The following is a 26,501-nucleotide window of genomic DNA, read 5'->3' as shown; positions in this document are numbered from 1 at the left end:
CATGAAATCCCGACGTACAGCCCCGGATGCCGCCGACAAGGGCATGGCGCGGCGCCTGCTCCGGATCGCAGGCTACGCACGCCCTTATCGCTGGCGAATCATCGCCGGGACCCTGCTGGTGCTTGCCGGCACCGCGTCCATCCTGATGTTTCCCCTGGCCGTCGCTGCGGTGGTCGACGCCGCATCGACCCAGGGCGACCTTCTCGAGTTGCATCTGCTGGCTGCCGGCATTCTTCTGCTTTTCGTGCTGCGTGCGGTCATCTCCGGCATCGGCGGCTATCTGCTCGATTCCATCGGCGAGCGTCTGGTGCTGGATCTGCGCCACGATCTGTTCACGCACCTGATGCGTCTGGACCTGGACTTCTTCCATCAGCAGAAGGTCGGCGACCTGTCCTCGAGGTTGAGCACCGATACCGCCGCCATCCGGAATGCGGTCACCGAGACAACGGTGAGCGTTCTGAATCAGGCGTCGATGCTGATCGGCTCGGCGTTGATGATGGCGTTCATCAACTGGCGGCTGACGCTGATCATCCTGTTTCTGGCGCCGACCACCACGGTGCTGTCGCGGCATTTCGGCGGGATCATGGAGACCGCCTCCAGGCGCGTGCAGGAACAGCGCGCCGCGGTGTCGGCGGTCGCGCAGGAATCGATCTCGGGCATCGCCGTCGTCAAGGTGCTTTCGCGCTCCGACCATGAGGCCGGCCGCTACGCCCAATCGCTTGCACGACTGCTCGCGAGTTCGCTGCGATCGATACGGATCAGCGCCTGGTTCCGGACCCACCTCTACCTGCTCACGTCGATGACGACCGTCGCCATTTTCTGGTACGGCGGCCTGCAGATCCATGCGGGCAGCATCTCGGCCGGCCAACTGGTGGCCTTCCTCTTCTACGCGCAGAACATCAGCCAAGCCTTCTCCGCCTTCGCTCAGTTGTACAGCAATCTGAGCCAGGCGGCAGGTGCGTCGGCGCGCGTCTTCGAGTTGATGGCGTTGTCGCCATCGATCGAAAGCAATGATGATGCCGTGCCGCCGCCGCGCAGCATCGGCCGCGTCCGCTTCGAGGATATCGGCTTCCGGCATGTGCCGGGACGGCCGATCCTCGACCGCTTCGATCTGGCGGTCGACAGCGGAGAGATCGTCATCCTGTCGGGCGAAAGCGGATGCGGCAAGACCACCGCCGTGCAGTTGCTGCCGCGTCTGTTCGATCCATACCAGGGACGGGTGCTGATCGACGATCGCGACATTCGCGAAGTGCCGCTGCGATGGCTGCGCGAGCAGGTGGCGCTGGTGTCGCAGGATGCGTTCCTGTTCGGTGGCACGATCCGCGAAAACATCCGTTATGGTCGTCTCGATGCCAGCGATCAGGATGTGGAACGTGCGGCGCGCGAAGCGGAAGCGCACGACTTCATCGCGGCGATGCCGCAGGGTTACGATAGCGAGGTCGGAGAGCGCGGGGTCAGGATCAGCGGTGGGCAGCGGCAACGGCTGGCGCTTGCGCGGGCGTTCCTGCGCAGCGCGCCGATCCTGGTGCTGGATGAGGCTACCTCGGGCGTCGACAGCGCCACCGAGGAGAAGATTCACGACACGGTCTATCGTTGGTGCAAACGCGAAGGTATCACCGCGCTGATCGTCGCGCATCGTTCGGCCGCGCTGCGCCTGGCCGATCGCATCGTGGTGATGGAACGCGGCCGGATCGTTCGCGAAAACGACTGCGATCCCGCGTCCCCGCAGGATGCGCAGACCTTCCGTCCTGTGCGCAGCGATGCGGTCATTGCGCACGACACCAGCGCATGCGGCGCCGAACCGCGAATGCGTGCATGACGGGCCGGAAGCGGAAATGTGCGTGGACTCCTGATCCCGCCATGATCGGTGTCGGCATCGAATGCCTTCGGATCGTGCATGCGAACGGGATTCGCGCGCGAGCTTGACTGCCCGTCACACCGCGACTCGATCGCGCAGCCACGTGCCCTCGGTACCGGGGCCGCCGTCGCTCCACCCGCGACAGATCTGGTCCGGGCTCTGATGGGGCAGCGAAAGCCGGCGAAAACGCAGGGAGCGGGCCGCATCGGACACGCGATCATCGACCGGCGGGGTTTCGCACAGGAGTGCGATGCGTGTTGACCTCCGCACGCGACGTTCGGCGTTGACCGACTTGCCGCGGACGCTCAAGCGCTGCGGCGACGGCGCCCTCGGGGCGCGGTCCATCCCCCGAAACGATCTTTCGAAAAGGATTCCCATGAAACGTGCATTGCTCGCATCGGCCGTGTCGCTTGCGGCGATATTCGCCGGCACCGTGTCTCCCGCGTTCGCCCAGGACGCGGCGCTGCGTCACGTCCGCGTCTGCGATTTGTCCGCCTGCTATTACGCCTGGAACGTGGTCGATTCCGACGGCGACGGTTACAGCGATGCCGACGAAATCGTCGCCGGCAGCGACCCCTACGATGCCCAGAGCCGTCCGACGCTGTCGCTCATCGTCGACCTGATCGGCGCGCAGTTGTTGCCGACCTTCGAATTCGGCGTCGGCAAGATCATCGTGAATCCGGCCGAGCTGCAGGCCGAACTCGAAGCCCGCGGCGGCGGCCAGGACTCGCCGCTCGCCGCGTTCCCGCTCGGGCAACGCAAGGATGCGCTCACGCGGCTCGGCCTGGATACCGATCTTTTGGCCGCGCATGGCTACCAGACCGAGTTCGATGGACTGACGCTGGTACGCGGCAACGACGACAAGGGCGCGCCGGTGCGCCGGGTCGGCGGCGTGGATATCCGGTTGATCAGCGCCGGGGATGACGCCGGAACGACGAAAATACCCGACGATCTCAAGGTCGAATACAAGGAAGATTTCAAGGATGGATCGACCTTCATCAAATACACGGACGGGTCTTCACTTTTGATTTCCCCTTCCGGACAGGCGGATTACAGAGGTCCGGACGGCAAGCCCGTGAAATCGTTCTACAACCCCGATGCCGATACCGGCAGCGGAGAACCCACGGAAGAAGACATCAAAGCTTGGGAGAGGGTGCGCAATGCCACCATCCGTACCATGGCGGGCTGGCAACCGATCTCGGGCGATCCTGCCGATATCCGCGATCCCAACGAAACCATCATGCTTGTCGATCCGGATTATCCCGAACAGAACGGACAGGTGTTCGATCCGCCGCAGATCGACAAGGCGCAGGGTGAGACCCGGCCGGATCTGCCCAATCCTGTGCTGGATGGCGGTGGCTGCTGGCCGAAGTGCGGAACATGATCTGCGGCTGACGCCGACCACGGAGATTTTCCGGTGGTCCAACGAAACGAAGACGGCGGCCCTGGGGCCGCCGTCTTCGGACATCGGATTGCGGAGGCGCCACCGTCAACGCACCACGAACACGACGGCCGTGCGTGGCCGCAGGGCACACTGCCGAAGGTCACTGGGCCGGCCGTCGCGTCCACCGTCCGTCCTTGACCCTGTCCGGCGCTGCGCCCACAGTCGGCGCTTCCCATGCCCCGGGTGATCTCCATGCGTTCGATACCTGCGTTTCGCAGTCTCCGTTTTCTTCTCGTCGCGCTGGTCCTGGCGCCGCTGTTCACGGGCTGCGCCAGCGTCCGCTTTCCGCCCGAGCCGCCGGCCAGCCCGTTCGCGGACGGTCTCGACGGCGATGCGATCTTCGCGCGCACCCTGGCCGCCCACGGCGGCGACTTGCGCACCTATCCCGGCGACATCAATCTCTCGACCGACGGCCGCTGGTTCGCGCTCATCCAACGCATCCAGCCGCTGGTGAGCGACAGCGGCTTCCGCATCCGCTCCGAGGAGCGCTATCGCCCGCGCGATGGCGTGTATGCGATCAGCCATTCCGGTCCGCAGGGCATCAAGCATGTGGTGCGCAGCCGCGACGGGTTGACGGTGGCGTACAACGGCGTGCGCGAAACCGACCCGGCGAAGCTGCGCGCGACCGCGATGACCAACGATGCGTTCCGCATGTTCCATTTCGGCCCGAGCTTCTTTCTGGATCGCGTCGATCGCTGGGTCCGGCTGGACGATGCGGAGGACGCCGGGCGCCGTTTCCATCGTCTGCGCGGCACCGTGCGGCCCGGCTTCGGCGAGGCCGCCGAAGACGAGGTCGTGCTGTGGATCGACCGCGACGATGCGCGCCTGTACCGCATCCACATGAGCCTCAACGGGTTCGAGACCACGGTCGGCGCGCATGTCGACACCACGTTCCTGGCGTATCGCGAAGTCGACGGCTACCTGTTGCCGGTACGCTTCCACGAACGCGTACGCGGACCGCTGCGCATCGACGCGCACACGTGGTGGACGACCGGCGTCGACACCGGCCGCGGTTGGCGCGATGACGACGTGCGCGACGCGCTGTCCGGAAGCGCCGCGGCACCGGCGACACCGCTTGCGCCCTGATCGGCTCGCACACCCGCGCTGCGGGCGATCCGCAAGCGGAAATGGAAATGAAAACGGCGACCTTGCGGTCGCCGTTTCCGTTCGTACTGCGTGCGTTCGTGGCGTTCAGCGCACCACGAACACCACGGCCGTGCGCGGCGGCAGGGTGAAGCGGCCGCTCGCGCGGTCGTAGGCCGCCTGCGCGGCGCGGCGGTCGGCGGCGTCGTGGGCGGTGTGCACGGGATGCAGGCGGTACGACTTGCCCGCTTCGCTCGGCAGGGTCAGCGATTGCGCGACCTTGTCGACGTTCACGAAGTACAGCACTTCGCGGAAGCCCGCGCCGGGATAGCCCTGGCCGTCGAGATGGCCCGCCAGCACCGTCGCCACCTGCGCGCTGCCGGTGTTGCGGAAGCTGAGCCGCTGCTTGATCTCGTCGGCGCTGCGCAGGCGGAACAGTCGCGAACTGGCGCGGATCTTCATCAGGTCGCGGAAGGCGTCGCGGGTCCAGCGGATCTCGGTCGCGGTCGGCTTGATGTCGGCGTTCGCCAGCAGCGGTGCCATCACCGGCCAGTTGTCGCCATTGTCGCCCTGCGGCGGCAGGCCGGCGGCATAACCGTTGTCGAGATAGCGCCAGTCGATGCGGTTGAACCAGTCGCCGCTGTCGTAGCTGTTGCGGTCCAGCGACTTGCTGCGCAGGGTGTCGATGCCCGCGTGGAAATAGGCCACGCCCTGGCTGAAGCTGTTGATCGCCGCGCCGAGCATCTGCACTCGCGCGCGGTCCTCGCGGCTGGTGGCGACAGGCAGCTTGAACGCGTTGTTGTCGAACAGCGTCCAGTTGTCGTGGTTCTCGACGTAGTTCACCACTTCCTGCGGATCGACCACATAGCCGGCCGGCTGGCCGCCGTAATCGATCTGATCGAGGCGCAGCGTGGCGTCCCAGTGGGTCTGCAGCACGTAGTCGCGGATCGAGCCGGCGAGGCCGACCTTGATCACGTCGGCGGACCACATCAGGTCGTTGCGGCTCTTGTTGCCGCCGGCGCCGTTGTCGTCGTAGTGCATGCCGTTGATGTAGCCCTGGTTGCTGCGCAGGGCGTTGCCGCCGTCGAAACCGGAGCCGCCGCGGACATGATCGCGGGCGCGGTCGCTGAAGGTACCGATGCCGCTGCCGTTGAGCGACAGCTGCGAGGCCTGCACGAAGCGCGCGCCGTTGGCCACTTCGCCGAAGTTCCAGCCTTCGCCGATCAGCTGGATCGGACGGCCGGCGGCCGCGGACACCTCATCGCGCAGTCGTTCCATCGCCGCGCGCGGCTGGTGGCCCATCAGGTCGAAGCGGAACGAATCGATCCGGTACTGCGTTGCCCAGGTCTTGACCGAATCGATCATGAGCTTGGCCATCATCCGGTTTTCGGTCGCGGTGTTCTCGCAGCAGGTCGAGCGTTCGATGTCGCCCGCCGCGTTCAGACGGTGGTAGTAATCGGGCACCACGCGATCGAGCACCGAGCGGTCGCCCTGGCCCGAAGCGCTGGTGTGGTTGTAGACCACGTCCATGCCCACGCGCAGGCCGGCCTGGTTCAGCGCCATCACCATCGCGCGGAATTCGCGGATGCGCGCGGCGCCGTCGTCGGCATTGCTGGCGTAGCTGCCTTCCGGCGCGGTGAAGTGCCAGGGGTCGTAGCCCCAGTTGAAACAGTCGGTCCCGCGCGCGGCGCCGGCCGCGGCCTGCTGCGCGTCGGAATCCGGCGCGGCGACCGGGATGACCGGCGTGACGCAGCCGCGTTCCGGCGTGCTCGCGAAATCGAACACCGGCAGCAGGTGCACGTCGGTGACGCCGGCGCGGGCGAGGCCGCGCAGATGGCGCATGCCGTTCGAGTTCCACTCGGTGAACGCGAGATACTTGCCGCGGTTGCGCGCGCTGACGCTGTCGTCGCCGGCGGAGAAATCGCGCACGTGCAGCTCGTAGATCGACATGTCTTCCTGCGCGCGGACATTGTCCGGCGAGCGGGCGTGGCGCCAGCCCGGCGGCATCAGCCATGGCGAATCGAGATCGGCGATGTAGCTGCGCTGCGAGTCGGCGTTCAGGCCGATCGAATACGGATCGGTGACCAGATTGCGCACCACGCCCACGCCGCGGACGAACACTTCGACCGCGTATTTGTAGTAACGGCCGTGACGTTCGCCGCGTGCGTCGGCGCGCCAGATGCCGGTGGCCGCGTCGAAGCGCATCGCGTCTTCGCTGTGGGCGACGCCCTGCGCGCCGTAGGTGCACAGCGTGACCTTGCGAGCGGTCGGGGCCCACAGCTTGAAGGTGGTGCGGCCGCGACGCAGCGAGACGCCGAGATCATCGACCGTTTCGGCGGCGGCGTAGCGATCGTCGAGCAGGCCCGCGAGCTGCGGCGTGGTCGCGCCCAGCACCTTGCCGTCGGCGTCTTCCTGCACCAGCACCAGTTGATGTTTGGCCAGATCGGCCAGCCGTGGTTCGTCGGCGGGATTCACCGCCAGCACCACGCCGGCATCGAGGTATTTGAAGCGCTCGGCCGCGTCCGCGGGCACGCTGCCGCCGACCTGCAGCGTCAGCGCGCCGTCGGCGCCGCTCACCGGCTGTCCGCGCGGCGCGATGATCTGGCCGTTCGCCGAGTGATACAGCCTGAACGTACCGAAATCGTCGGCCAGCGGCCACTTCAGCAGATTGCGCGTGAGCCATGCGGCGCGCGCGTCGGTGGTGGAGACGCGGCGGGTGTTCGGCGGTGCGGTGAACACGGTCGGCGTGCCCTGCACCAGCCACACCTGGCCGACGCGGTTGCTGATCGACAGCGCGGCGTAACTCACGCGGATGTTGTCGTTCCAGCCGTCCTTGTTGTTGACGCCGCCGTTCGGATTCGAGGGCATGCCGTGGATGATGAATTCCACCGCGCTGCGGTTGGCGTCGCCCTGCGGGTTGAGCACCGGCAGATCGAACACGATCTCGTTGCCGCCCGCGGCGTAGCCCGGCATCGACGCCAGCGGCACCGGATTGCCCCACTGGTCCAGGGTCAGCCCGGCGAGCCGCGCCGGATCGATGCCGCTGGTCGGCCACAGATGCAGGCCCCACTGGTCGTAGGCGCCGTCGAAACGCTTGTAGTGCACGCGCACCGTGTCGATATCGGGTGTGGCGCCGAGCGGATTGCTGCGATACACGGTGGCGTCGCCGGAGCGCAGCCAGAATTCGCCGCCATCGGTGAATTTCACGATGCGATCGATGCCCGGATCGCCGCCCTGGCCCGGCGGATGCACGATGAAGCCGAAGCCGGCCGCCGCGGGATTCGTGAACTGGTCCGCGCGGATGTCGAAGTACGCGCCGTAACCGTCGATGCCGGATCGCACCAGCGGCTGGGGCCAGGAAACGCCGGGATAATCGGCGATGTATTGCCCGGCGTCGTTCACCTGCCACAGGTGCAGGCCCCAGTCGCCGTAATTGCCGTCCGGACGGTTGTAGTGGATGCGCACGTCGACCGGCGCGCCGTCGCGCGGCGGCGCCGGCACCGGCGTCAGCACGGTGCTCGCGGTCGTCGCATCGCAGATGCCGCTGGTCGCGCCGCCGTTGCCGGAGGAACCGTGTTTTGGAATCGAGACCGCATCGGCGGCGTCGGTCGCGACGTCGCCGCCCAGCGGCAGATCGCAGGCCGCGAGCAGCAGCGTGAGCAAGAAGACGAAAATCGCCGGCAGCGCGCGGCTGCCGCGTGTGGAAAACGGACGCATCCTGACCTCCATGGCACATCGCATCGGGCGCATCGCAGCGGGGCATCGCGACGGTCGACGGGTTGTGCGTTGCAGCAAAAACCCGGGGGAAAACAGCGAAAACGCATTGCCGGGCGACCGGCGTTGCACTGTCGATGATCCGCGCAGCGAGTACAAGGCGAGCCCGGTCGCCTGCAAACGTATTCTCGGGGTTCGCAGCGTTGCCGGTACGGTGCGCGACAAGTCTTATGGCGCGTTTGCCGATCCGTTCGTTGCTCTGAGATGACGGAGCGCATGCAGACCGGCGAGCGTGCCCGCCGGCGGCGACAGGATGCTGAACCAGGCGAAGGTCAGCAGCATGCTGCGACGGGTGGAATAACGGAACACGCCCGCGGTCACGACGAACTGCACGGCACCCAGCACGAGATACGCCAGCAGCATCACCATCAACAGCCATTGGCCGAATTCGACGAGCAGGGGGCCCTCGTACAGGCCCTGCACCGCCTCGATGACGGTCTGCGCGCCCCAGTACGTGGCCCAGTGATCGGCCATCCAGCGCTGCGTGTACGCGGCGGCGACCAGATGCGCGATGGCGGCGGCGAGGTGATACCACGCATTGCGCGATTGCCATGCGGCAACGACTGCGGGCGGCGACGGTGCGGCACGGGGCAGCGGTGGTGGGGCGGTACGGGGCATGCGCGATGGGGTTCCGGAAGCGCCGTCATCATAGGCGGTCCAGGCAGCGATGCGCGTCAGCCCGCGTCGAAGTCGATGAACCCGACCGGCACGGCATCGGTCAACCACACGCCGTTTTCCGAGAGGAAGAACGCGTGTCCCGCCGCCGCCATTGCGTCCGCGCGCACGACGAGCACGATCGGTTTGCCGTGACGCGCGCCCACGGTCGCGGCCGTGCCCGCGTCGGTGGACAGATGCACATGCCGGCGATCGCGCCTGAGCAGACCCTCGCGGCGGATCGATGCGACGAAGCGGGTCGCGGTGCCGTGATACAGCCGCGGTGGCGGCGCGACCGCGGACAATTGCAGGTCGACCTCGATCGAATGCCCCTGACGCGCGCGGATGCGGGTGCCGTCTTCGCTGATCGCGAACCGCTGCTTGTTGTTCTCCGCGACCGCGCGGTCGATGCGTTCGCGCGTCAGCCGCAGATCCTGCGGGGCGAGGCGGAGGATCTCGTCGATCCCGGCCCAGCCGGCGTCGTCGAGCGTCAGGCCGATGGCGTCGGGCCGATGACGCAGGATCAGGCTGAGAAATCTGCTGGTGGCGACAACGCTGTCGTGCATCGGAAAAGTATAGGCGCGTCATCCGTCGTCGGTGCGACTCTGCGTGCCGGGCGCCGTGCCGGGTGCCGTGTCGGAGATACCCGCAGGCTTTCGCGTCCCGTCGGGCGATGGCGCTGGAAACGTTTTCCCGCAGGCGTACGCTGTACCGGCGCCAACGCGGTTCTGTACTTCGTCACGGAACAGAGGCACCAGGCCGCGGCTGCGCGATGTGCGGCATATGGAAAAGCGCATCGCGCGCTCTAAGATCGGCCGCAACGGAATGTCCTCCCGCCGCAGGTGCCGCATGAGCCAAGCCGATCAGAACGCCCCTTACCGGATCCAGACGTCGCACGGCATCGTCGAACTCAGCATCGCCACCGAGCGCGTGCGCAATTCGGGCGAGTCGGTGTCGCAGATTCGTCACTGGACCATCCGCATGTCGGACGATCAGACCAGTCCGTCCCTGCCGCTGGCGCAGACCGGCTGGGATGCGAACAGCCAGCGACTGCTCAACGAGCAGGCCTCGTGGTTGAAATACGAAGGCAACAGCAACGGACTCGAACCGCGCACGGTGGTGATCGCCCAGAACGAGACCCATCCCAACGCCTACATCGCGCGATGGCACGGCAGCGATGCGCCCGGCAGCGGCCAATTGACGGAATTGCTGGTGCCGACGTCGCAAGGATGGCGGCAGGTGCCGCCGGAGGTCATGCGCATGGTGCCGTCCGAGCGCATCACCGACGCGGTGCGTCCCAATGCGACCAGTTTCGATTACATCGTGCCGCAGGACGGTTCGCCGCCGCGCTGGAACGCGAGTTATCTGGATGCGGACAGCCAGCGCGTCCTGCTGACCTTCGCGTCCAACAACGAACTCGCGGTGCGCGAGGTGCGTTCCAACGATCCGTCGCGCGGCTCGATCGTGACCTTCGGCCCCGGCGACGACGACCTGCCCAGAAGCGGTACGATCCGGCTGTCGGAAGGATCGCGGCTGATCCGCGAACAGGGCGGCGCGACCGTCATCAACGCCGCCGGCGACCTGCGGTCGCTGTGGAGCCAGGCCGCGGACGGCGGTTATCGCGAAGAGCGTCGCATCGAACATCTCTACATCGACGGCCGGCCGAGCGAGTGGCGGGTGTCGACCGATCTGCCGGAGAACAACGCCACTCTGTATCGGGTCGATCGCGACAACCGCCAGGTCGGCGATGCCTATCCGCTCTCGCTCGGCAGCGACGGCCGCCTGCTGATTCCGCGCAACGATCGGACCGCGGCTTTCGATGGGGCCACGCTCGGCATTCCCAGCGGCACCGGCATCGGCATCGTCGCCCCGGTGGTGGATCGCACCTCACCGGATGTGGTGACCCGCGAAGTGCCCTTGCCCGCAACCGCCACACCGTATTCGGTGCGCGAAACCATCGAAGAGAAGGCCGGCTACAGCGATCCGTCGCAGGCGGCATGGGCGCGCCAGCGCGTCGAGCTGCCGCGCAACATCGCCGAGAACCTGGAGATCCCGGTGCCTGCCGGGCAGAACGCGGTGGTGACCGAACTCGAACTGCTGCCGCACAACAATGCGCAGGGCCGGTTCTCGCTGCGCGACGGTACCGAGTTGATCGGCAATCGCGACTCGGCGCGCGATCTGTTCGTGATCGCCAACATGAACGAGCAGACGCGCGGCAACGCCCAGATCGCGGTGACCGAAACCGACGGCACCTTCCTCGTGCCCAGCGGCGGACGGCCCGCGCATCAGGTGCTTGCCCAGCTGGCGCAGCAGGGGCTGGAGCCGGTCGCGGTGCTCGGCACCGGTTTCATCACGCCGTCGAACAAGCGCGAAGACGGGCAGACGCCGATCATCGGCTATCACTACACCAATTTCGCGCGGCTGGAGAACGGCGAAGAAGCCCGGGCCAACATCGCTCCGACCGAGCAGCGCGATCCGCAGAACGGCACCAATCTGCGCGCGGGCTACTGGGTCGATGCGCAGGGCGAAATGCATCTGCTCAACCTCGACCGCGAGCGTTTTCCCCAGCCGCAGCAGGTGAACGCCGAGCTGGAGAAGATGAAGAACGACCCGAACGTGGTCGCGATCCATCTGTTCACGCACCGCGCCGCCGACGGCGTGGAGGACCTCATCGGCAATGCGCCGTACGACGCCGATCGCGGCGCGCCGGGCTGGACGCCGCGACCGGCCGGTACCACCGGCGGCCAGTACGACACCGACCCGACCAATGTGACCGAGACGCGGTCGCTGCTGGTGTTCGATGCCCAGGGCGATTTCGTCGGTCGTCTGTCGACGCCGCCGATCTCGACGCGCGACACCTATTCGGCCGCGCAGGAGGTCTACGGCGATCGCGCGAAGTACGTGCTCAACGGCGACGGCGATTTCTACGCGCGCGCCTGGTACCTCGATGGCCGCGACGCTTCGGATCCGTTGGCCCTCGGCTACGAGAACGCGATGATCCTGGTGCGGCCAACGCCGAACGGGCAGCCGGCGCAGTTGCGCGAGTTCACCGACACCGAGCGCGCGGCGATCCGCGAATACGGCAATCAGGAGGGCATCTTCGACGATCTGCGCGATGCGCTGAAGGGTGCCCAGCGCCAGCTCGACGATTTCGGCCGCGGGATCGGCGAACGCACCGACCAGTTGCGCGAGGATGCGCAGCGCACCATCGACGGCATTCGCGAGCGGATCGACAATTTCCGTTTCCCCTGGGAGCAATCCACGAACGGCGACAGGTCGCCCGCGCAGCCGCTGGCCGCCGAGCCGTCGCCGGTGCGCACGGAGCAGGTCGCGGCGAACACGCCGGACTCGCTGTCGACGAGCCGGCTTTCGGGGAATGCGCTCCCGGCGAATGGCTTGTCGACGATCGCCGACAGCCCTGCGTTCCGCGATGTCTATGCGGGCATCCAACAGCAGGACCAGCGCCTGGGGCGCACGCCGGACCAGCACAGTCTGCAGCTCGCCGCCGCGCTCACGGTCGAGGTGGAGCGCCAACGGATCGCGCCGCCGATCGAAGTCGCTTTCGACAACACCGGTACCCGCGCGTTCGCGTTCGAGAAGAATGCGGCACGCCCCGAGGCGCAGTCTTATGCGCATGTCGATATCGCCCAGGCGGTGAATCAGCCCCTCGCCGCCAGCGAGCAGCGATTGGCCGAAGCCAGGCAGTTCGCCGCGCAGACAGCGCCGATGGAATCGCGCGGCGTCGACGATCCCGCGCGCCCGGCCCCGAGACTGGCCTGAATCACGATCCGTCCCTCTCCGCGTGTGTTGTCGTGTCGCGATGGATCGATGCCGTCGCCGAAGTCGATGAATTCGGCCGGTACGTCCCCTGCACTGGCGATCGTCGCGACGCAGAGGGCATGTAAACGGTTGATTCGCCGTGAGCCGATCCCGCAATGCGCCGGGCCGGCGCAGGAATCGCGCATGCAGTGAGGTTTTCGGCGAACGGCTGGGCTACGATGAGACCAAACGCCCGCGCAAGGAGCCATGCCATGACCGAACCCACGAACGAGAGCGTCCGCGAAGACCGCGAACGGCAGACCCGGTTGCTGGCCGATCTGCGCGCTGCCGGCAGAGCCACCGAAGCCGATCAGCTGTCGGTGAATTACCACGGGCTGCAGATGGCCGGTCTGGCCCAGGATGTCTACCGGGCCGCGGCCGGCACGGGTGCGCCGCCGCCGGGCTGGACCCGGGCCAGCGAACATCCCGAACAACTGCAGGCGCTCGCCCCGGGGCTGAGCCGCGAACAGATCAACGAAATGCTGCGTCCGGAAGGTTCCGGGTTCCGCGCCGAGATCTATCTTCCGGATCCCGCGATTCTCGGCCCCGATGCGCGGCCGGTGTTCGCGATCAAGGGCTCCACCGGTCCGATCGTCGATCCCGCCGCGCCCGGCGGCATGCGCGAGAGCGGCGCCGAAGACTATCTGGCCAACAACATCCCGCAGGGGCTCGGCCTGCGCGCCGATTATTACGACCGGGCGATGGACGCGGCGCGTCTGCTGCAGCGCCAGCCCGGTCTGGATTTCGAGATCACCGGTCATTCCCTGGGCGGCGGCATCGCCTCGGCCGCCGGCGCGGTCACCGGCGTGCAGACCACCACGTTCAACGCGGCCGGCCTGCATCCCAACACCCCGGCCCGCTACGTGGAAGAGAACGGCGGCGCCGTGCACGACCTGCGCGCCACGATCACCGCGTTCCAGGTCAACGGCGACGTTCTGACCGACAGCCAGACCGGCGCCCAGCGCATGAGCGAGGCCAGCCGCGAGGAGGGCGGTGCGCTCGCCAACAACATCGGTCAACTGCTGCAGACGCCGGGCATTCGCGACCGGGTGCAGGGGCAGATCGACGGCATGCTGCCGGAGAACGCCCGTGGCCCGGCGATGGCGGCGATCGATCTGCTCGCCACCCAGCCCGGCGCGGAACTGTTGCGCGACGTGCCCACCGCTGCGGGCAACGTGCAGCCGTTGATGCCGGCGATGGCGCGGGAAGGCGATGGCCATGTGCCGCGTCCCGACGAGATGCCGGTCAGCGAGCTCATGACCTACGCCGGCCCGCTGGTCGATGTCCTGAATACCGCTGCGGTCGGCGGACGCGTCGGGCGTGTCGTGGGCGAGGGCGTGCAGGTGGCGGGTCAGGGCGCCGAACAGGCGCTGCATTACGGCGGTACCGCGCTGAATTACACCGCACAATATTCGGGCGAAACCGTCGCGCAGGTGAGCGACACGGTGGGCACGATCGGCAGCACCGCGGTGCGGACCGGCGGCGAGGTCGTCGTGGGCGCCCGCGTCGCGGCCGGTTATGTCGGCGCAGGCATCGATCTGGCGCAGGGTGAAGTCCAGCATGCCGCGACCTCCTGGACCGCGAGCGCCATGCGTTGGGCCGCGCGTGCGCTGCCCGAGGATGCCGAGCGCTGGGTCGGCCGGCAGGCGCAGGGCGTGGAGGCCTACGGCAACGCCGCATTGGCGCACAACCGCGATTCGGCACGGCAGTCGGTGGACGCCGCCCATACCGATGCCGGCTGGATCCGCGAAGGCGTCAGCAGCGTGGCGGGCACGATCGACAGCAACGCCGCCGCCGTCGCCGCGACCGCACGCCAGACCGGCCAGGAGGTGGGTGCCGTCCTGCAGGACGGCGCGGATGCCGCTGGCCGCACGGTCCGCGGCGTGACCGATCAGGCGCCCGCCGCGGGTGCCGTGGTCGGGACGGGCGTCGGGCTGGTCACCGGTGTGGCCATCACCTACGGCCCGCAGAATCCCTACAGCCTTTCGAACATCGGCCAGACCTTCACGTTCGGACAGAACGCGATGCCGTCGGGCAACGAAGCGCTGCAGCGCCATCTCATGGAAACGGTGACGCCGAGCCTCGAAGCGGTCGTCCGCACGCAGGAAGCCCAGGCGCGCGAACTGCTGCAGGCTTCCCGCGTCCAGGACGGCGCGGCGCCGCCGTCGCCGGATGCGCCATCGCGGCCGGTAACGCCTCCGGCGGCGCCGCTGCTGGACGATGCCGCGCATCCGAACAACGGCATGTACCGCGATGCGCAGCGCGGCGTGAACGCGCTGGGTGCGCCGTTCGATGCGATGTCCCAGTCCCAGCGCGACCAGTTGGCCGGTGCGCTGGTCGCCGATTCCGTGGAGGCGGGTCTGACCCGCATCGCACGCGTCGACCCGGGCGCCGGCAATGGCCGGATCTTCGCGTCGGACAATCCGGATCCTTCGGCCGCGCACAACCGTATCGCCGGCACCGACGTGGCGCAGGGTCAGGCCCAGCCACTCGCGGCCAGCACCCAGCAGGTGGATCGTGTCCACGAACGCGCCGCCGAGCAGGCCGCGCAACAGCCGCAGCAGCAGACGCAGAACGACCCGCAGCAAGAGTCCGCGCCGCGCAAAGTGGCGTGACCCGAGTCATGCCACGGCCCCGACGCCGGTCGGGGCCATGCCTGGAGCGTGTGTCATGCGCTTTTTGGTTGGTCGCGTTGCGCGGCCTGTCCCGCGGTCGCCAGCGCGTCCGCGCGCACGACGAGCACGACCGGCTTGCCGTGGCGCGAGCTGACGTTCTCCGCGGTGTCCGGGTCCGCGGACAGACGCACATGCTGGCGGTCCCGCTCGACCAGGCCATCGCGGCGGATCGATGCGAGAAAGACGTGTCAAGCGTGCCCGGACCGGACGTCGATTGCGCGGCCCTTCGGGGTTGCGGTGGCGAATCCCCACGCGTTTGGCCTTATCCTGATCGCTTCCGAACGGAACGGAGTGGGAGAGATGCGTTCAGCGATTGTGTGCCTGGGGATCGCCGCGGTGCTGGTCGTCGGCTGCGGCAAGGACGACTATGAGGCCAAACGGCCCAAGTATCCGACCCCCAAGTGCGAGGCCGTCGGGGAGGATGCCGCCAAGGCGTTTGCCCGTTTCGTTTCGGCGCAGGATCGCGCCGGCGATCTGCCCGTGGTGGTGCAACAGTTCCATGCGCATCGCAAGGCGATCGAAGCCGCCATCGCCAAGCGCGATCCCGCGCTCGCGCAGCGCCTGAAGCCGGTGCTCGACAAATATTTCGCCGACGACGCCCTCCGCGCACGCGCCGCCTGCGGGTTCGCCCCGCTCGCCGGCGGCGGTGGCGGTCTCGCCGCGCTGGACGAGTGGTCGCGCTCGCCGGAGATGCGCGCGATCAATCAATCGATCTGGAACCGCAAGCCGGCGCCCTCGGAAGAGGACAACGCGGAAATGACCCCGCGGCGCAAGACGCTGCTGCGCGACATCGGCACCGCGATGGCCCTGCAGCAGATCCAGGCCAACATGGACGTGGTCGCTTCCGGCGAAGCCGCGAACCTGATCGCCGCGCTCGACGCGCCGGTGTCGCAGGTCGGCGCGCCCGCCGCCAAGCGCGTGGTGTCGATCGAGGAAGTCGTCGAACGCTGGCTCACGCCCGCATTGATCAAGATTTCCGAAGACGATCTGGCCGCGTTCCTCAATTTCGTCGAAAGTCCGTTCGGCGCCGACTACTACGTCGCGCTGACCGCAGCCTACGATTTCCGCAACGGCGACTGGTACGCCAAGCTCTACGAGCAACTGCGCGAAGCCAGCGCGCCCGGCGACCTGCCGGCCGGCAATCCGGGCAAGGACGCGGTGATCGCCGAGGCCCGCAATCTGCTGCGCAACATCGCCACGCCCGCGGCGGCGGTGGATGCCACCCACCGGTTGCTGCAGGTGGAGCGGGTGGACCCGCGCAATCCCGAAATCCACCTGTTGCTCGCCGAAGCCGCGATCAAGAGCACGACGATGCCGCTGGGCCCGGACCAGCTGCGGGTGGTGATCGAATCGCCGAACTACGAGCAGGCCGACAAGCACATCGCCAAGGCCCTGGAACTCGCGCCGATCGACCCCAACGCGCACATGTGGCTGGGTCGCCTGCGTTATCTGCAGGGCCGCGACGACGAGGCGATGCAGGCCTACCAGCGCGCCGGCGAAATCGATCCGATGCATCCCAGCCTCGATCTGAATCTCGGCGACCTCTTCTTCGAGGCGCCCGACTACAGCAAGGCCGCGCGGTATTACCTGGCCGTGCTGGCCAAGCCCGAAAGCCAGCCGTACCAGCACTACATCACCATGGCGCATCTGCAGATCGCGCTGCGCAAGGGCAACCGCATCGCCGATTACCCGCGCCACGCCGACGCCTATCTCGCCAAATATCCCGATGCCTGGAACATCCGCCTCGACTACGCCGACTATCTGATGTCGACGAACATCAAGGCCGACAAGATCATCGCGGTGGCCGAGCCGGTGCCCGACGCCTGGCAGCCCGCGCGCAAGTACGGCGTGCTGTCCGCCGCGCTGGTGCGCAAGGCGTCCGAACGGGTGGAAAAGAAGACCGGCGAACCGATCGGCGAAGGCATGGCCGCGATGCGTCGCGCGATTTCGCTCAACCCCGATCCGCGGACTCTCGCCGAAGCGGTGTGCCGTTCCGGTGTGGACGCGAAGATCGCGGTGTTCGTACGCGATGCCAGCAAGAACGTGCCGGCGGTGGCCAGCGCCATGGTCGTCTGCGCCCTGCGCTGGCGGCGCGCGGACATCATCCGCGTCGTCACCCCCAGCGCGCAGTCCACGGTACTGAGCCAGCCGCAGCAGGATCTGATGGGCGACACGCCGATGTGCTACGCCGCGGCGCTGAAGGACGTGAAGGCGTTCAGCGCGCTGGCGAAGCTGCAGGTGAATCCGGTGGTGAAATGCAACGACGGCAATCCGGTCGCCGAGCGCCTGTCGCGCATGGCCTACGGCGGCGATCGCGCCATCCCGCAGATGCAGGGCATCATGAGCCGGTTCTATCGCAAGCAGTGAATTCCGCGCCCGCTTCGCACGCGGATCGAGCAGGCGGATCGAGCAATCGGATCGACGCCATGCGGGCGTCGGTCCAGACGACGGGATCCGATGCGATCCCCTGCCGTTGAGCATGCCGCCCGGGCATGCCGTTGATCCGGACTGATCCAGTCCGAACCGGAGAACGACGATGCGCCGAGGATTCGTGGGTCTGCTCTGCATGGTGGCGCTCGCCGCCTGCGCCGAGGACGGCGGTGCGCAATCGGCGTCGGGTCTTCGCGCCGCCGCGAAGATGCCGCCGACCTGCGAGGATGCGCGCGCCGGCGACGCGTCCGTGGATCCGCGGCTCGTCCCGCTGCTGACGCGCAGCGGCGATCTCGAGGCCGGCCGCCAGCATTTCCGCCTGCTGCGGCTGGACCTGGAGCGCACGCTCTCGAAGTTCGATGTCGCCGCGCCGGAGCGGTTCGGGCCGGCGCTGGATCCGCTGTTCGCCGATGCGGAAATCCAGAGGCGGCTCACCTGCGCGTTCGCGCATGAAGGCCGAGGTCGCGCCACGCTCGATGCCTGGGAGGCCTGGGTCGCGGATGCCGACATGCGCGGGATCCATGGCCGCATCTTCGGCCCGCCGAATCTGCGGGGACCGACCGGTGCGCCGCCGGATGCCCAGCGCGTCGCGCTGCTGCGACGGGTGATGCGCGCGACCGGATTCGTCGACATGTCCACTGCGGCCGAATCCACGTCGCGCGCGTCGAACGCGATCATCGAGACCGCGCTTGGCAAATCTGCGTCCGGCAAACCAGCGCCCGGCAAACCTGCGTCCGGCATGCCCGCAACCGTTGCGCCGCCGGGCGAAGTTCCGCCGCAGAAGCGCACGCCGAGCCGACGCGGACCCGACGGACAGGCGACACCGCCACCGCCCGATCCGCGGCAGCGCGCCGCCGAAGACTGGTTCGCGATGCAGCTCGACGGCGTCGACGCCGTCGCACTGCAGCGCTTCCTCGCCTTCGCCGAATCCGGGCCGGGACGCGCGTTCTATCGCGCGCGACAGGCGACCTACGGCGCCGGCATGCGCGACTGGCTGGCGCGTCTGCAGACGGCCGCGAACGCGCAGATCGCGCCGCAGGCCGCGGCGCTCGGCGCCGGCACTTCCGGCGACAAACTCGCCGAGGCGCGTCGCCTGCTCGAAGCCGAGGCGATGCCGGCGCAGGAGTATCCGCAGGGGCTCTACGATGCGCGCACGCTGCTGCAGAACGCCGAACGGCTGGAACCGAAGAATCCCGACGTGCTCGTGCTGAAGTCGCGGATCGAAATGGCCCTGCGTCCGCACCTGGCGATGGCGGCACCGCACGATCGCGGGCAGATTCGCGATCGCGTCGCGCCCGGCGGCCCGAACATGGCCAGCGGTTACGAGCAGATCGACCGCGATCTGGCCAAGGCCATCCTGCTCGCACCCGCGAACGCCGATGCGCATCTGTATCTCGGTCGTTCGAAGTTCCTGCAGCGCAACGACACCGTCGCCGCGCACATGCTGCGCGAAGCGCGGCGGTTGCAGGCCGATCCGGCGACGCTGGCGCTGTTCGAAGGCGATCTGGCCTATGTCGGCGGCGATGTCGCGAAGGCCGAGCGCCTGTATCGCGAATCGCTGGCGGTCGCGGAGGCGGCGCCGTCGGTGCGCGATCTCGCCGCCCGGCATCTGGGCAATGCCATGCGCGCGCAGGGCCGCGGCGGCGAGTATCCCGCCATCGCGGCGAAGACGCTGCAGGCGTTCCCCGACCTGTGGCCGCTGCGTTTCGATTACGCCGATGCGCTGCTCGACGGCGCCGGCACCGCCGCCGATGCGGAGGCGGTCATCGCGTCCGTGCCGGAGACGTGGCAGCCGCCGCGCCGCAAGGTCGCGATGACCCGCGTGCAGGTGCAGCGGGCGATCGAAGCTGCGCCTGCGGCCAGGGCCGCGGAAGCGAAGCGCGTGCACGAAATCTCGCGCGACACGCAGGTCACCGGTCAGGCGCTCTGCGGTGCGCGCGATGCCGCGATCATCGAGACGGTCATCCGCGCCAATCCCAATCCCGGCAGCGAGGCGTACATCGCCGACGCGCTGCTCGGCTGCGCGGTGAGCGAACGCAGGCCGGACGCGGTGGCGGTCGCGCTGCGCCATGCGAGGGACATCGATCAGCCGCTGAGCGGGCTGTGGGGAGACACCGCGCTCTGCGGCGCGGCCGCGCGCAACGATGCCCGCACCCTGACCCTGCTGCTGCAGAAGAAGGCCGATACCACGCGACGCTGCGGCGGCACGATGACGCCGCGCGAACGCCTCGCGGCGCAGGCCGCGAAGGGCGATGCGGACGCGCGCAAGGCGCTGGCGGCGTTCGATGCCGCCGCCGGAAAATGAATCGCATCCCTCGGGAGCTTCTGCAATGAAACGTATTCGACGCGACAAGCCCCTGACGTGCCTGCTCGCGCTGTCCGCGCTGATGTGCGGCAGCGCGGCGCAGGCGCAGATCGCCACCACCGCGAAGATCTCGTCGCCGGTGATCGTGGCCGATCGCGCGCAGATGACCGCCGGCACCGGCCTCGCCGGCACCCAGATGGATGCGCCCGTCGCCACCTTCGTGCGCGCCAATGGCGATCGCTACTGGATCACCTCGCAGTGGATCCGCGACACGCCGCCCGGCGGCATCAGCCATTCGCTGCATCAGGGCGGTCTCGACGCGCCGTACGCGACCACGCTGTGGACGCGCCCGACCTGCTACAAGACCGACGGCATGTTCTGCGCCGCCGGCACCCACGCAGGCCATCTGTTCACGCGCGTGCTGCCGAGCGATGTGGTCAGTCTCTGGATCACCAGCGTGTATCAGGTCCCGACCGGCAACGGCGACGAACTGCTCGCCTTCGTGCACGAGGAGCGCGCGGGCTGGACCGGCGGTACGCCCGAGAATCCCGAAGGCAAGACCCGTATCGGGCTGGCGCGTTCGACCGACGCCGGCCAGAGCTGGACCTATCTGGGCCGCATCCTCATCGCCCATGGCGACCCCGCGAAGCACAACGTGCAGGGCACGCCGTACGTGGTCAGGGACGGGTATCTGTACGTCTATTACACCGACGCGCTGATCGACGGCAATGGCCAGAAGACCGGCGAGCTGATCGCGACCGCGCGCGCATCGATCGACAGCGTCGTCGCCGCGGCGCGTGCCGACAGCGTCGGCGTCAATCTGTGGCGCAAGTTTTCCGCGCCCGGCGGCGACGGCTTCTCGACGCCGGGGGGCGGATCGTTCGACAGCCTCGGCCTCGGCGGCAACGCCGGCGGCAACGGCCTCTGGGGCATCACCCATACCCAGGCGGCCTACAGCACCCACACCGGCAAGTACTATCTGCCGCTGACCTTCCTGTCCTGGGATCCCGGCAACACCGGCCAATGGATCAACTCGTCGGTGAAGATCTACGAATCCACCGACGCCGTGACCTGGTCGCCGTCGCCCGCCTTCGTCGTCGCCGACGAAACCGGCGCCACCCTGCGCCACACCGGCGGCTATCAGTACTGCAGCATCGCCGACAGCGCGGGGCAGGGGAATGCCGTGGTCGGCCAGCGTTTCTACCTGTATTGCATGAAGGATCCGATCATTGAGGCGCAGTACGGCGGCGGTGCGGGCGTGCGCAATTTCGCGCTGTATCGCTGGCAGGTGAATCTCGGCGCGTCCGTCGACACCTTCCGGCAATCCGTCGACTTCACGCTGTCGCAGGGGCCGCACTGGGTCTATCAGCGCGGCGACGGCAGCGGTCTGTTCGACATGCTCCCGCAGTCGTCCTACTGGGCAGGCACCCAGGCCTACAACCACATCTACAGCGACGCGATGCATCCCGGCATCAGCGAAATGCCGGTGCTGAAATGGATCGCGCCGCGCGCCGGCACCGTGCGCATCGAAGGCACCGCGCGTTCCGCCAACCCGGATCTGTTCCCCGATGGCACACCGAAATGCGGCGATGGCGTCGCGGTCGCGGTGATGCACAACGGGCTTTCGCTCTTCAACGCGCAGATCGGTGCGGCGGATACGGTCGGCAAAAGCATCAACACCACGCGCCCTGTCGCCGCCGGCGACGGCCTGTTCTTCATCGTCGCGCCCGGCGCCAACAATTACTGCGACAACACCCGCTTCGATCCGTCGGTGACGTATCTGCCCTGAGCGTCGACCGTTTCCGGGGATCGTCCATCAACACCATCCCTCATCCGCCCCAAGGGCGGATGAGGGCGGGAAAGCCGCGCTTTCGCGCGATATCAATCCCTGCGTTTGCCGATGATGTGGCCGGTCGCGGCATCGATGCGCAGTTCGAAGTCCTTGCCGCTGTCGTTCTCGGCTTCCGCGGTCCACACGCCGTCGCGGAAATCCAGATCGTGCACGTCGACATAGCCGGCCGCGGCGAGTTTCGCCTCCACGTCGGCCTTGCTCAGGTTCGCGACCTGGGTGTCCGGATAGACCTTGCCGGTGGCGGCATCGACGCGCAGGTCGACGCGGTTGCCGTCGGCGCTGCGCGCGTCGGCCTTCCACGTGCCGTCCTTGAATTTCACGTCGTTGATGCGCGTGTAGCCCTGCGCTTCGAGCATCGCCTTCACCTGCGCCTCGGTGAGGGCGTCCTGCGCGGCGGCGGCGCCTGCGAACGCCAGCGCAGCGAACATGCCGGTGCGCAACAGCGCGCGGCGGACAGTGGCATGTGCGGTCGTGTTGTGGATCGTGCGACGCATGGGCGTCTCCTGCGGTGGGGGAGCGCCGAGTATCGGCATCGCAACATCAACGGAAAGTGAAATCGCGCATGGGCGCTCAGTTGCGTTTCATCGTGTGCGGAATGCGGTGTGGATCGTGCAGAATCCAGCGTCCGGCGCGCGTTCGACGCACGCCGGACGCGTGATATCTACTGCGGTTCGATCAATGCGGTGACGCAGGCCGGAATGCCCGACGAGAACGCGCGCTCTTCGATCACCAGCGATTGATCGTCGACCATGCCGGCGCCCACCAGCCCGGGGCCTTCGACATGGCCGCGGACGCGCACGGTGTAATTCGCCGCGGCGTCCACCGTGCAGGCGACCACCGTGCCCACGCTCGCGGCGCGCAGGTTGCTTTCGGCCGATGCGCCATCGTTGGAGCACAGCGCGCTCAGCGTGTCGTTGGTCGGCGCGGCCTGGCGCGCGGTGAGGGTGAGGAAGTCGCGGCTCACCACGATGTCGTACTCGACGTGCCCGCGCACCACCTGGCATTCGGCGGCATAGTGGATCAGCAGCGTGCGCGGACCGGTGGTGGCGATGGTCTTGGCGATGAACTCGACATCGGCCGGGCCGACGGGCACCGGGATGCCGCCGGTGTTGGTCTGGACGGCGACATCGTCGGCGGTCGCGAGCGGCGGCAGCAGTGCGCCCAGCGCCAGCAGCAGGCCGGCGGCGGCGAAACGGGGTGTGTTCATGACGGAAATCCTCTCGATCGGAAGGGAATTGAAGGCATGCGTCGCCCTTCGCACGCGGCGACGCGGGGAGGGCGCCCATGCGATGCGCCCTTCCCGCTTCCTTCCGTCGCAGCGGCGTGTCCAGACCCGCCATCGCGCCGACCGACGGTCGAACGCATGCCTGCGATCGGGTGCGCATCGTTGCGAATACGATTTCGTCGACGACACGGCGTAGCGCCGAGCGGCTAGGCTGCCTGCATGGACACGGATCTCCTGACTGCCGGTGTGCCGACCGGCACACACCCGCACACCGCATCGACGATGCGACCACCCATCACGCGCGTGCGCAGATGCTGCGCGCGTCTGTTGTTCGCATCGCCGGTCCGCGCCTCGTCGCTGCTGACATGGTTCGCCTGCGTGTGGCTGGCCTGCGCCGCGACCGTGGCGCAGGCGGGGCCGGCATTGGAGATCGCCGATCTCGGCGGCGATGCCGCGGCGGCGCGCGCTGCTGACGTGATCGTGGACGGCCGTCTCGACGAGGCCGTCTGGGCCTCGGCCACGCGGGTCGAGCTGGCGTACGAGAACAACCCGGGCGACAACACCGCGGCCGGCGTGCGCACCACCGCGCTGATGTTCCACACCGTCGACGCGCTGTATCTCGCCTTTCGCGCGGAGGACCCGGATCCCGCAGCGATCCGCGCCTTCCTGCGCGACCGCGACGCGCTGTACGAGGACGATTTCGTCGGCATCCAGATCGACACCTTCGACGACCAGCGCCGCGCCTACGAGATGTTCGTCAATCCATTCGGCGTGCAGGCCGACGGCCTGTTCGACGAAACCCGGAATGTCGGCGATGCGTCGTGGGACGGCCTGTGGAACAGCGCCGGTCGGATCACCGACCGCGGCTTCGAGACCGAGATGCGGATTCCGTTCTCGACCCTGCGCTTTCCCGATGGACACGTGCCGCGTCGCTGGGGCATGCGGCTGATGCGGATTCGCCCGCGCGATTACCTCTATGTCTATTTCGATGCACCGCGCCCGCGCGGCGCGGCCTGCAACCTCTGCACCATGGGCAAACTCGAAGCGCCGCGCGGGATCCGCGGCGGCCGCAATCTGGAGATCGTGCCGACCCTGACCGTCGGCTACGCGCAGCGGCGGGAGCCGGGTGCGTGGCGGGAGATCGACGGCATGCAGGTGGAGCCCGGGCTGGATGTGGCCTGGACGCCCAGCCCCAATCTCACCCTCGGCGGCACGCTCAATCCGGATTTCTCGCAGGTGGAATCGGACAGCGCGCGGCTGGATCCGACCTCCAACTTCGCGCTGTTCTTTCCGGAAAAACGACCGTTCTTTCTGGAAGGGTCGGACTACTTCAACATGCCGTTGAACGCGGTCTACACCCGGCAGATCGCCGATCCCGATGTCGGTCTGCGTGCCACCGGGCGCAGCGGCCGCCACGCCTACAGCACGGTGGTGGCGCGCGATGCGGTAACCACGCTGCTGCTGCCGGGCGTGCTCGGCTCGGAGCTGCGCGTGCTCGATACGCCCAACGACGCCCTGATCGGCCGTTATCGCTACGACATCGCCGGGCGCGCCAGCTTCGGAGCGATCGGGACGTATCGGCAGGGCGAGGATTACCGCAATGCGCTGGTCGGCGCGGACCTGCGCTGGCTGCGTGGGGTGCACACCGTCGATGCGCAGTGGCTGCGCAGCGAATCGCGCTATCCCGCAGGCCTGCGCGCCGGCGATGCGCGCATGGCCGGCGATGCCGGCGTGGCGGAATACCGCTACAGCGACAGCCGCTGGACCGCGCGCCTCAATCACACCCGGATCGACCGCGGTTTCGCCGCGGATCTGGGCTTCATCGGACAGGTCGGCTTCCGCCGCACCGCGCTGGGCGGAAGCCGGAGCTGGTACGGCGCGCCGGACGCCGCGTTCAACAAGATCGTGCTCAGCAGCGATTGGCGCATGTCGCACGGCGAGGACGGCGGCCTGCTCGAACGTCAGGCCGAGGCCGGGATCAGCGTCTCCGGGCCGCTGCAGTCGACCTATGCGCTGTCGGCGCTCACGCGCACACGCGCCTGGGATGGCCGCCTGTTCGACGAGCGTTGGGGCGTCGCTTCGGCCGCGCTCACCGCGCGCAGTGGCCTGAAGCTCGCGCTGACGCTGCGCGCTGGCGAGCAGCTGGATCTGGTCGCCGCGCGCACCGGACAGGTGCAGGAATGGCAGCCCGCGCTGGTGCTGGATGCCGGACGCGGTGTGAACCTGAGTCTGAATCATCTGCATCAGCGCCTGCGTCGCGATGGCGGCGTGGCGTTCGATGCCCAGGTGCTGGATCTGCGCCTGAGCTGGCAGCTCGACACCCGCCAGCGCCTGCGGCTGTCGATGCAGGGCATCGATGTGCGCCGCGATCGCGCACGCTACGTCGACCCGGTGCAATCGCGCACGCGCGAGATCGGTGCGCAGCTGATCTATTCGTATCGGATCGATCCGCGCACCGGCCTCTACGCGGGCTACGCGCATGGCGGCTTCTCCGACGAACGCACCGATGGGCTGACCGATCGCAGCCGCAATCTGTTCCTGAAGATCAGCTACGCCTGGTTGCCCTGAATGTCGCCCTGAATGTCGCCCTGATTGGGGCCTTGCGTTGCGGCGGCGCGTCCCGGCATCGGCGGATACGCGTGCAGGCCGTCGAAGTCGGCCTTGCCCAGGGGCACGCCGGCGCCGCGCAGGGCGATGTAGGCGGCGGTGAGATGGAAATACAGATTGGGCAGCGCGTAGTCGCGGAGAAAGACATCGCCCGGCAGATCCACGTCCGCGTCGCCGGCGCGGTCGCGCACCCGCCGGTCTTCGCCGCCGGCGAATGCCCGCGGATCCAGCGCGCGCAGCAGCGCGACCGCGCGCGCGATCCGTGCGCGCAGGCCGTCGGGATCGTCCGGAAAATCGCCGTAGTCGGGACGCGCCTGTCCGGCCAGCGGAAAGGCCGCGCGCAGGGTGAAATTGACCACGATCTGCGCCTGCACGCCGAACGGAAACATGTCGGCCGCGGGTCGCGCGCGCATCGTCGCATCGACCGCGATGTCGGCGCGGGTCGCGTGCGCTTCCATCAGTGCGAGCCAGTCGTGCAGCCGCTGCAGCGCGTGCAGGAAGACCGGCACGGACGCGGCGTAGAGCGGCGGAAGGGCGATGTCGCGCATGCGGAAGGTGAAGGTGTGCGGTCGATGGAAACGATGCGCTGTGCGCGCCGCGATCCTCCGGACGCCACTGCCCGCGCAGGATAGCCGGCGTGTTCCGACATCGTGCCACCGTTGCCGATGTATTCGTTTTCATCCGTGCGCATCGCGTCGTGCGCATCTGCGCGATCGGCGCGTTCGACGCGCGATGTCGCGACGCATGCGCACGGTGTCGAAGTCGATGGCGTCGT

At 68.1% G+C, this 26,501-nt stretch carries 17 protein-coding genes; 10 read left to right on the top strand and 7 right to left on the bottom strand.

Annotation, left to right across the window (positions count from 1 at the left end; translation table 11 throughout):
* Position 1 precedes the first annotated feature (1 nt).
* The 3 genes from ABD974_RS11635 to ABD974_RS11625 all read left to right on the top strand — a co-directional run bounded on the left by ABD974_RS11635 (position 2) and on the right by ABD974_RS11625 (position 4,388).
* Positions 2–1,819: an ABC transporter ATP-binding protein gene (locus ABD974_RS11635; RefSeq protein WP_345303481.1), complete on the top strand. Its 1,818-nt coding sequence runs from the start codon at positions 2–4 to the stop codon at positions 1,817–1,819.
* A 331-nt stretch (positions 1,820–2,150) separates the two neighbouring features.
* Positions 2,151–3,242, top strand: coding sequence for a thrombospondin type 3 repeat-containing protein (locus ABD974_RS11630; protein ID WP_345303480.1), 1,092 nt, complete (start codon positions 2,151–2,153; stop codon positions 3,240–3,242).
* Positions 3,243–3,494: 252 nt separating this feature from the next.
* Positions 3,495–4,388, top strand: a complete 894-nt coding sequence (locus ABD974_RS11625; RefSeq protein ID WP_345303479.1) for a hypothetical protein — start codon at positions 3,495–3,497, stop codon at positions 4,386–4,388.
* A 105-nt stretch (positions 4,389–4,493) separates the two neighbouring features.
* Here ABD974_RS11625 and ABD974_RS11620 read toward each other — a convergent pair whose 3' ends face one another.
* On the bottom strand, positions 4,494–8,048 hold the full coding sequence (locus tag ABD974_RS11620; RefSeq protein WP_345303478.1) for an alpha-1,6-glucosidase domain-containing protein: 3,555 nt from the start codon (positions 8,046–8,048) through the stop codon (positions 4,494–4,496).
* Between ABD974_RS11620 and ABD974_RS11615 the strand changes: the two genes are divergently transcribed.
* Positions 8,041–8,367, top strand: a complete 327-nt coding sequence (locus ABD974_RS11615; protein ID WP_345303477.1) for a hypothetical protein — start codon at positions 8,041–8,043, stop codon at positions 8,365–8,367. The genes ABD974_RS11620 and ABD974_RS11615 overlap by 8 nt on opposite strands.
* Here ABD974_RS11615 and ABD974_RS11610 read toward each other — a convergent pair.
* Entirely contained in the window at positions 8,328–8,777 is a 450-nt protein-coding gene (locus ABD974_RS11610; RefSeq protein WP_345303476.1) for a hypothetical protein, read from the bottom strand. The two genes, ABD974_RS11615 and ABD974_RS11610, sit on opposite strands and share 40 nt — an antisense overlap.
* A gap of 56 nt (positions 8,778–8,833) precedes the next feature.
* Complete coding sequence (locus ABD974_RS11605; protein WP_345303475.1) at positions 8,834–9,379, bottom strand: RNA 2'-phosphotransferase; 546 nt, start codon at positions 9,377–9,379, stop codon at positions 8,834–8,836.
* A 283-nt stretch (positions 9,380–9,662) separates the two neighbouring features.
* Here ABD974_RS11605 and ABD974_RS11600 point away from each other — a divergent pair, with 283 nt between their 5' ends.
* On the top strand, positions 9,663–12,593 hold the full coding sequence (locus tag ABD974_RS11600) for an XVIPCD domain-containing protein (RefSeq protein ID WP_345303474.1): 2,931 nt from the start codon (positions 9,663–9,665) through the stop codon (positions 12,591–12,593).
* Positions 12,594–12,844: 251 nt separating this feature from the next.
* Positions 12,845–15,247 (top strand): Tle-like phospholipase domain-containing protein, encoded by a 2,403-nt coding sequence (locus ABD974_RS11595; protein ID WP_345303473.1) that lies wholly within the window; start codon positions 12,845–12,847, stop codon positions 15,245–15,247.
* A gap of 53 nt (positions 15,248–15,300) precedes the next feature.
* On the opposite strand, the gene ABD974_RS11590 is transcribed toward ABD974_RS11595, so the two are convergent.
* Positions 15,301–15,438, bottom strand: coding sequence for a hypothetical protein (locus ABD974_RS11590; RefSeq protein WP_425562678.1), 138 nt, complete (start codon positions 15,436–15,438; stop codon positions 15,301–15,303).
* A 169-nt stretch (positions 15,439–15,607) separates the two neighbouring features.
* Here ABD974_RS11590 and ABD974_RS11585 point away from each other — a divergent pair, with 169 nt between their 5' ends.
* The 3 genes from ABD974_RS11585 (at position 15,608) to ABD974_RS11575 (ending at position 21,831) form a co-directional block, all read left to right on the top strand.
* Positions 15,608–17,674 carry a tetratricopeptide repeat protein gene (locus tag ABD974_RS11585; protein WP_345303472.1) on the top strand — a complete coding sequence of 689 codons (2,067 nt, stop codon included), beginning with the start codon at positions 15,608–15,610 and terminating at the stop codon, positions 17,672–17,674.
* A gap of 169 nt (positions 17,675–17,843) precedes the next feature.
* The gene (locus tag ABD974_RS11580; protein WP_345303471.1) at positions 17,844–20,042 is read left to right on the top strand and encodes a hypothetical protein; all 2,199 of its coding nucleotides are present in this window, start codon (positions 17,844–17,846) and stop codon (positions 20,040–20,042) included.
* 25 nt (positions 20,043–20,067) lie between these two features.
* Complete coding sequence (locus ABD974_RS11575) at positions 20,068–21,831, top strand: hypothetical protein (RefSeq protein ID WP_345303470.1); 1,764 nt, start codon at positions 20,068–20,070, stop codon at positions 21,829–21,831.
* 92 nt (positions 21,832–21,923) lie between these two features.
* On the opposite strand, the gene ABD974_RS11570 is transcribed toward ABD974_RS11575, so the two are convergent.
* Both ABD974_RS11570 and ABD974_RS11565 read right to left on the bottom strand, forming a co-directional pair.
* Positions 21,924–22,388 carry a PepSY domain-containing protein gene (locus tag ABD974_RS11570; RefSeq protein ID WP_345303469.1) on the bottom strand — a complete coding sequence of 155 codons (465 nt, stop codon included), beginning with the start codon at positions 22,386–22,388 and terminating at the stop codon, positions 21,924–21,926.
* A gap of 167 nt (positions 22,389–22,555) precedes the next feature.
* On the bottom strand, positions 22,556–23,101 hold the full coding sequence (locus ABD974_RS11565) for a hypothetical protein (protein ID WP_345303468.1): 546 nt from the start codon (positions 23,099–23,101) through the stop codon (positions 22,556–22,558).
* 321 nt (positions 23,102–23,422) lie between these two features.
* On the opposite strand from ABD974_RS11565, the gene ABD974_RS11560 reads away from it, so the two are divergent.
* Positions 23,423–25,687 carry a DUF5916 domain-containing protein gene (locus tag ABD974_RS11560; RefSeq protein ID WP_345303467.1) on the top strand — a complete coding sequence of 755 codons (2,265 nt, stop codon included), beginning with the start codon at positions 23,423–23,425 and terminating at the stop codon, positions 25,685–25,687.
* On the opposite strand, the gene ABD974_RS11555 is transcribed toward ABD974_RS11560, so the two are convergent.
* Positions 25,669–26,274 carry a DUF1993 family protein gene (locus ABD974_RS11555; RefSeq protein ID WP_345303466.1) on the bottom strand — a complete coding sequence of 202 codons (606 nt, stop codon included), beginning with the start codon at positions 26,272–26,274 and terminating at the stop codon, positions 25,669–25,671. The two genes, ABD974_RS11560 and ABD974_RS11555, sit on opposite strands and share 19 nt — an antisense overlap.
* Positions 26,275–26,501 lie beyond the last annotated feature (227 nt).

The sequence above is a fragment of the Lysobacter hankyongensis genome (assembly GCF_039543145.1).
Lineage (GTDB): Bacteria > Pseudomonadota > Gammaproteobacteria > Xanthomonadales > Xanthomonadaceae > Lysobacter_I > Lysobacter_I hankyongensis.
The sequence above is the reverse complement of the archived record's forward strand: the minus strand, read 5'-3'. Positions and strand labels throughout refer to the sequence as shown.

What these genes read in the sequence shown, in the direction of transcription:
- ABD974_RS11595 (WP_345303473.1), top strand. Translation starts at nt 12,845, where the DNA reads ATGACCGAACCCACGAACGAGAGCGTCCGCGAAGACCGCGAACGGCAG.
- ABD974_RS11575 (WP_345303470.1), top strand. Translation starts at nt 20,068, where the DNA reads ATGAAACGTATTCGACGCGACAAGCCCCTGACGTGCCTGCTCGCGCTG.
- ABD974_RS11605 (WP_345303475.1), bottom strand. Translation starts at nt 9,379, where the DNA reads ATGCACGACAGCGTTGTCGCCACCAGCAGATTTCTCAGCCTGATCCTG.
- ABD974_RS11635 (WP_345303481.1), top strand. Translation starts at nt 2, where the DNA reads ATGAAATCCCGACGTACAGCCCCGGATGCCGCCGACAAGGGCATGGCG.
- ABD974_RS11610 (WP_345303476.1), bottom strand. Translation starts at nt 8,777, where the DNA reads ATGCCCCGTACCGCCCCACCACCGCTGCCCCGTGCCGCACCGTCGCCG.
- ABD974_RS11600 (WP_345303474.1), top strand. Translation starts at nt 9,663, where the DNA reads ATGAGCCAAGCCGATCAGAACGCCCCTTACCGGATCCAGACGTCGCAC.
- ABD974_RS11570 (WP_345303469.1), bottom strand. Translation starts at nt 22,388, where the DNA reads ATGCGTCGCACGATCCACAACACGACCGCACATGCCACTGTCCGCCGC.
- ABD974_RS11625 (WP_345303479.1), top strand. Translation starts at nt 3,495, where the DNA reads ATGCGTTCGATACCTGCGTTTCGCAGTCTCCGTTTTCTTCTCGTCGCG.
- ABD974_RS11580 (WP_345303471.1), top strand. Translation starts at nt 17,844, where the DNA reads ATGCGCCGAGGATTCGTGGGTCTGCTCTGCATGGTGGCGCTCGCCGCC.
- ABD974_RS11555 (WP_345303466.1), bottom strand. Translation starts at nt 26,274, where the DNA reads ATGCGCGACATCGCCCTTCCGCCGCTCTACGCCGCGTCCGTGCCGGTC.
- ABD974_RS11585 (WP_345303472.1), top strand. Translation starts at nt 15,608, where the DNA reads ATGCGTTCAGCGATTGTGTGCCTGGGGATCGCCGCGGTGCTGGTCGTC.
- ABD974_RS11565 (WP_345303468.1), bottom strand. Translation starts at nt 23,101, where the DNA reads ATGAACACACCCCGTTTCGCCGCCGCCGGCCTGCTGCTGGCGCTGGGC.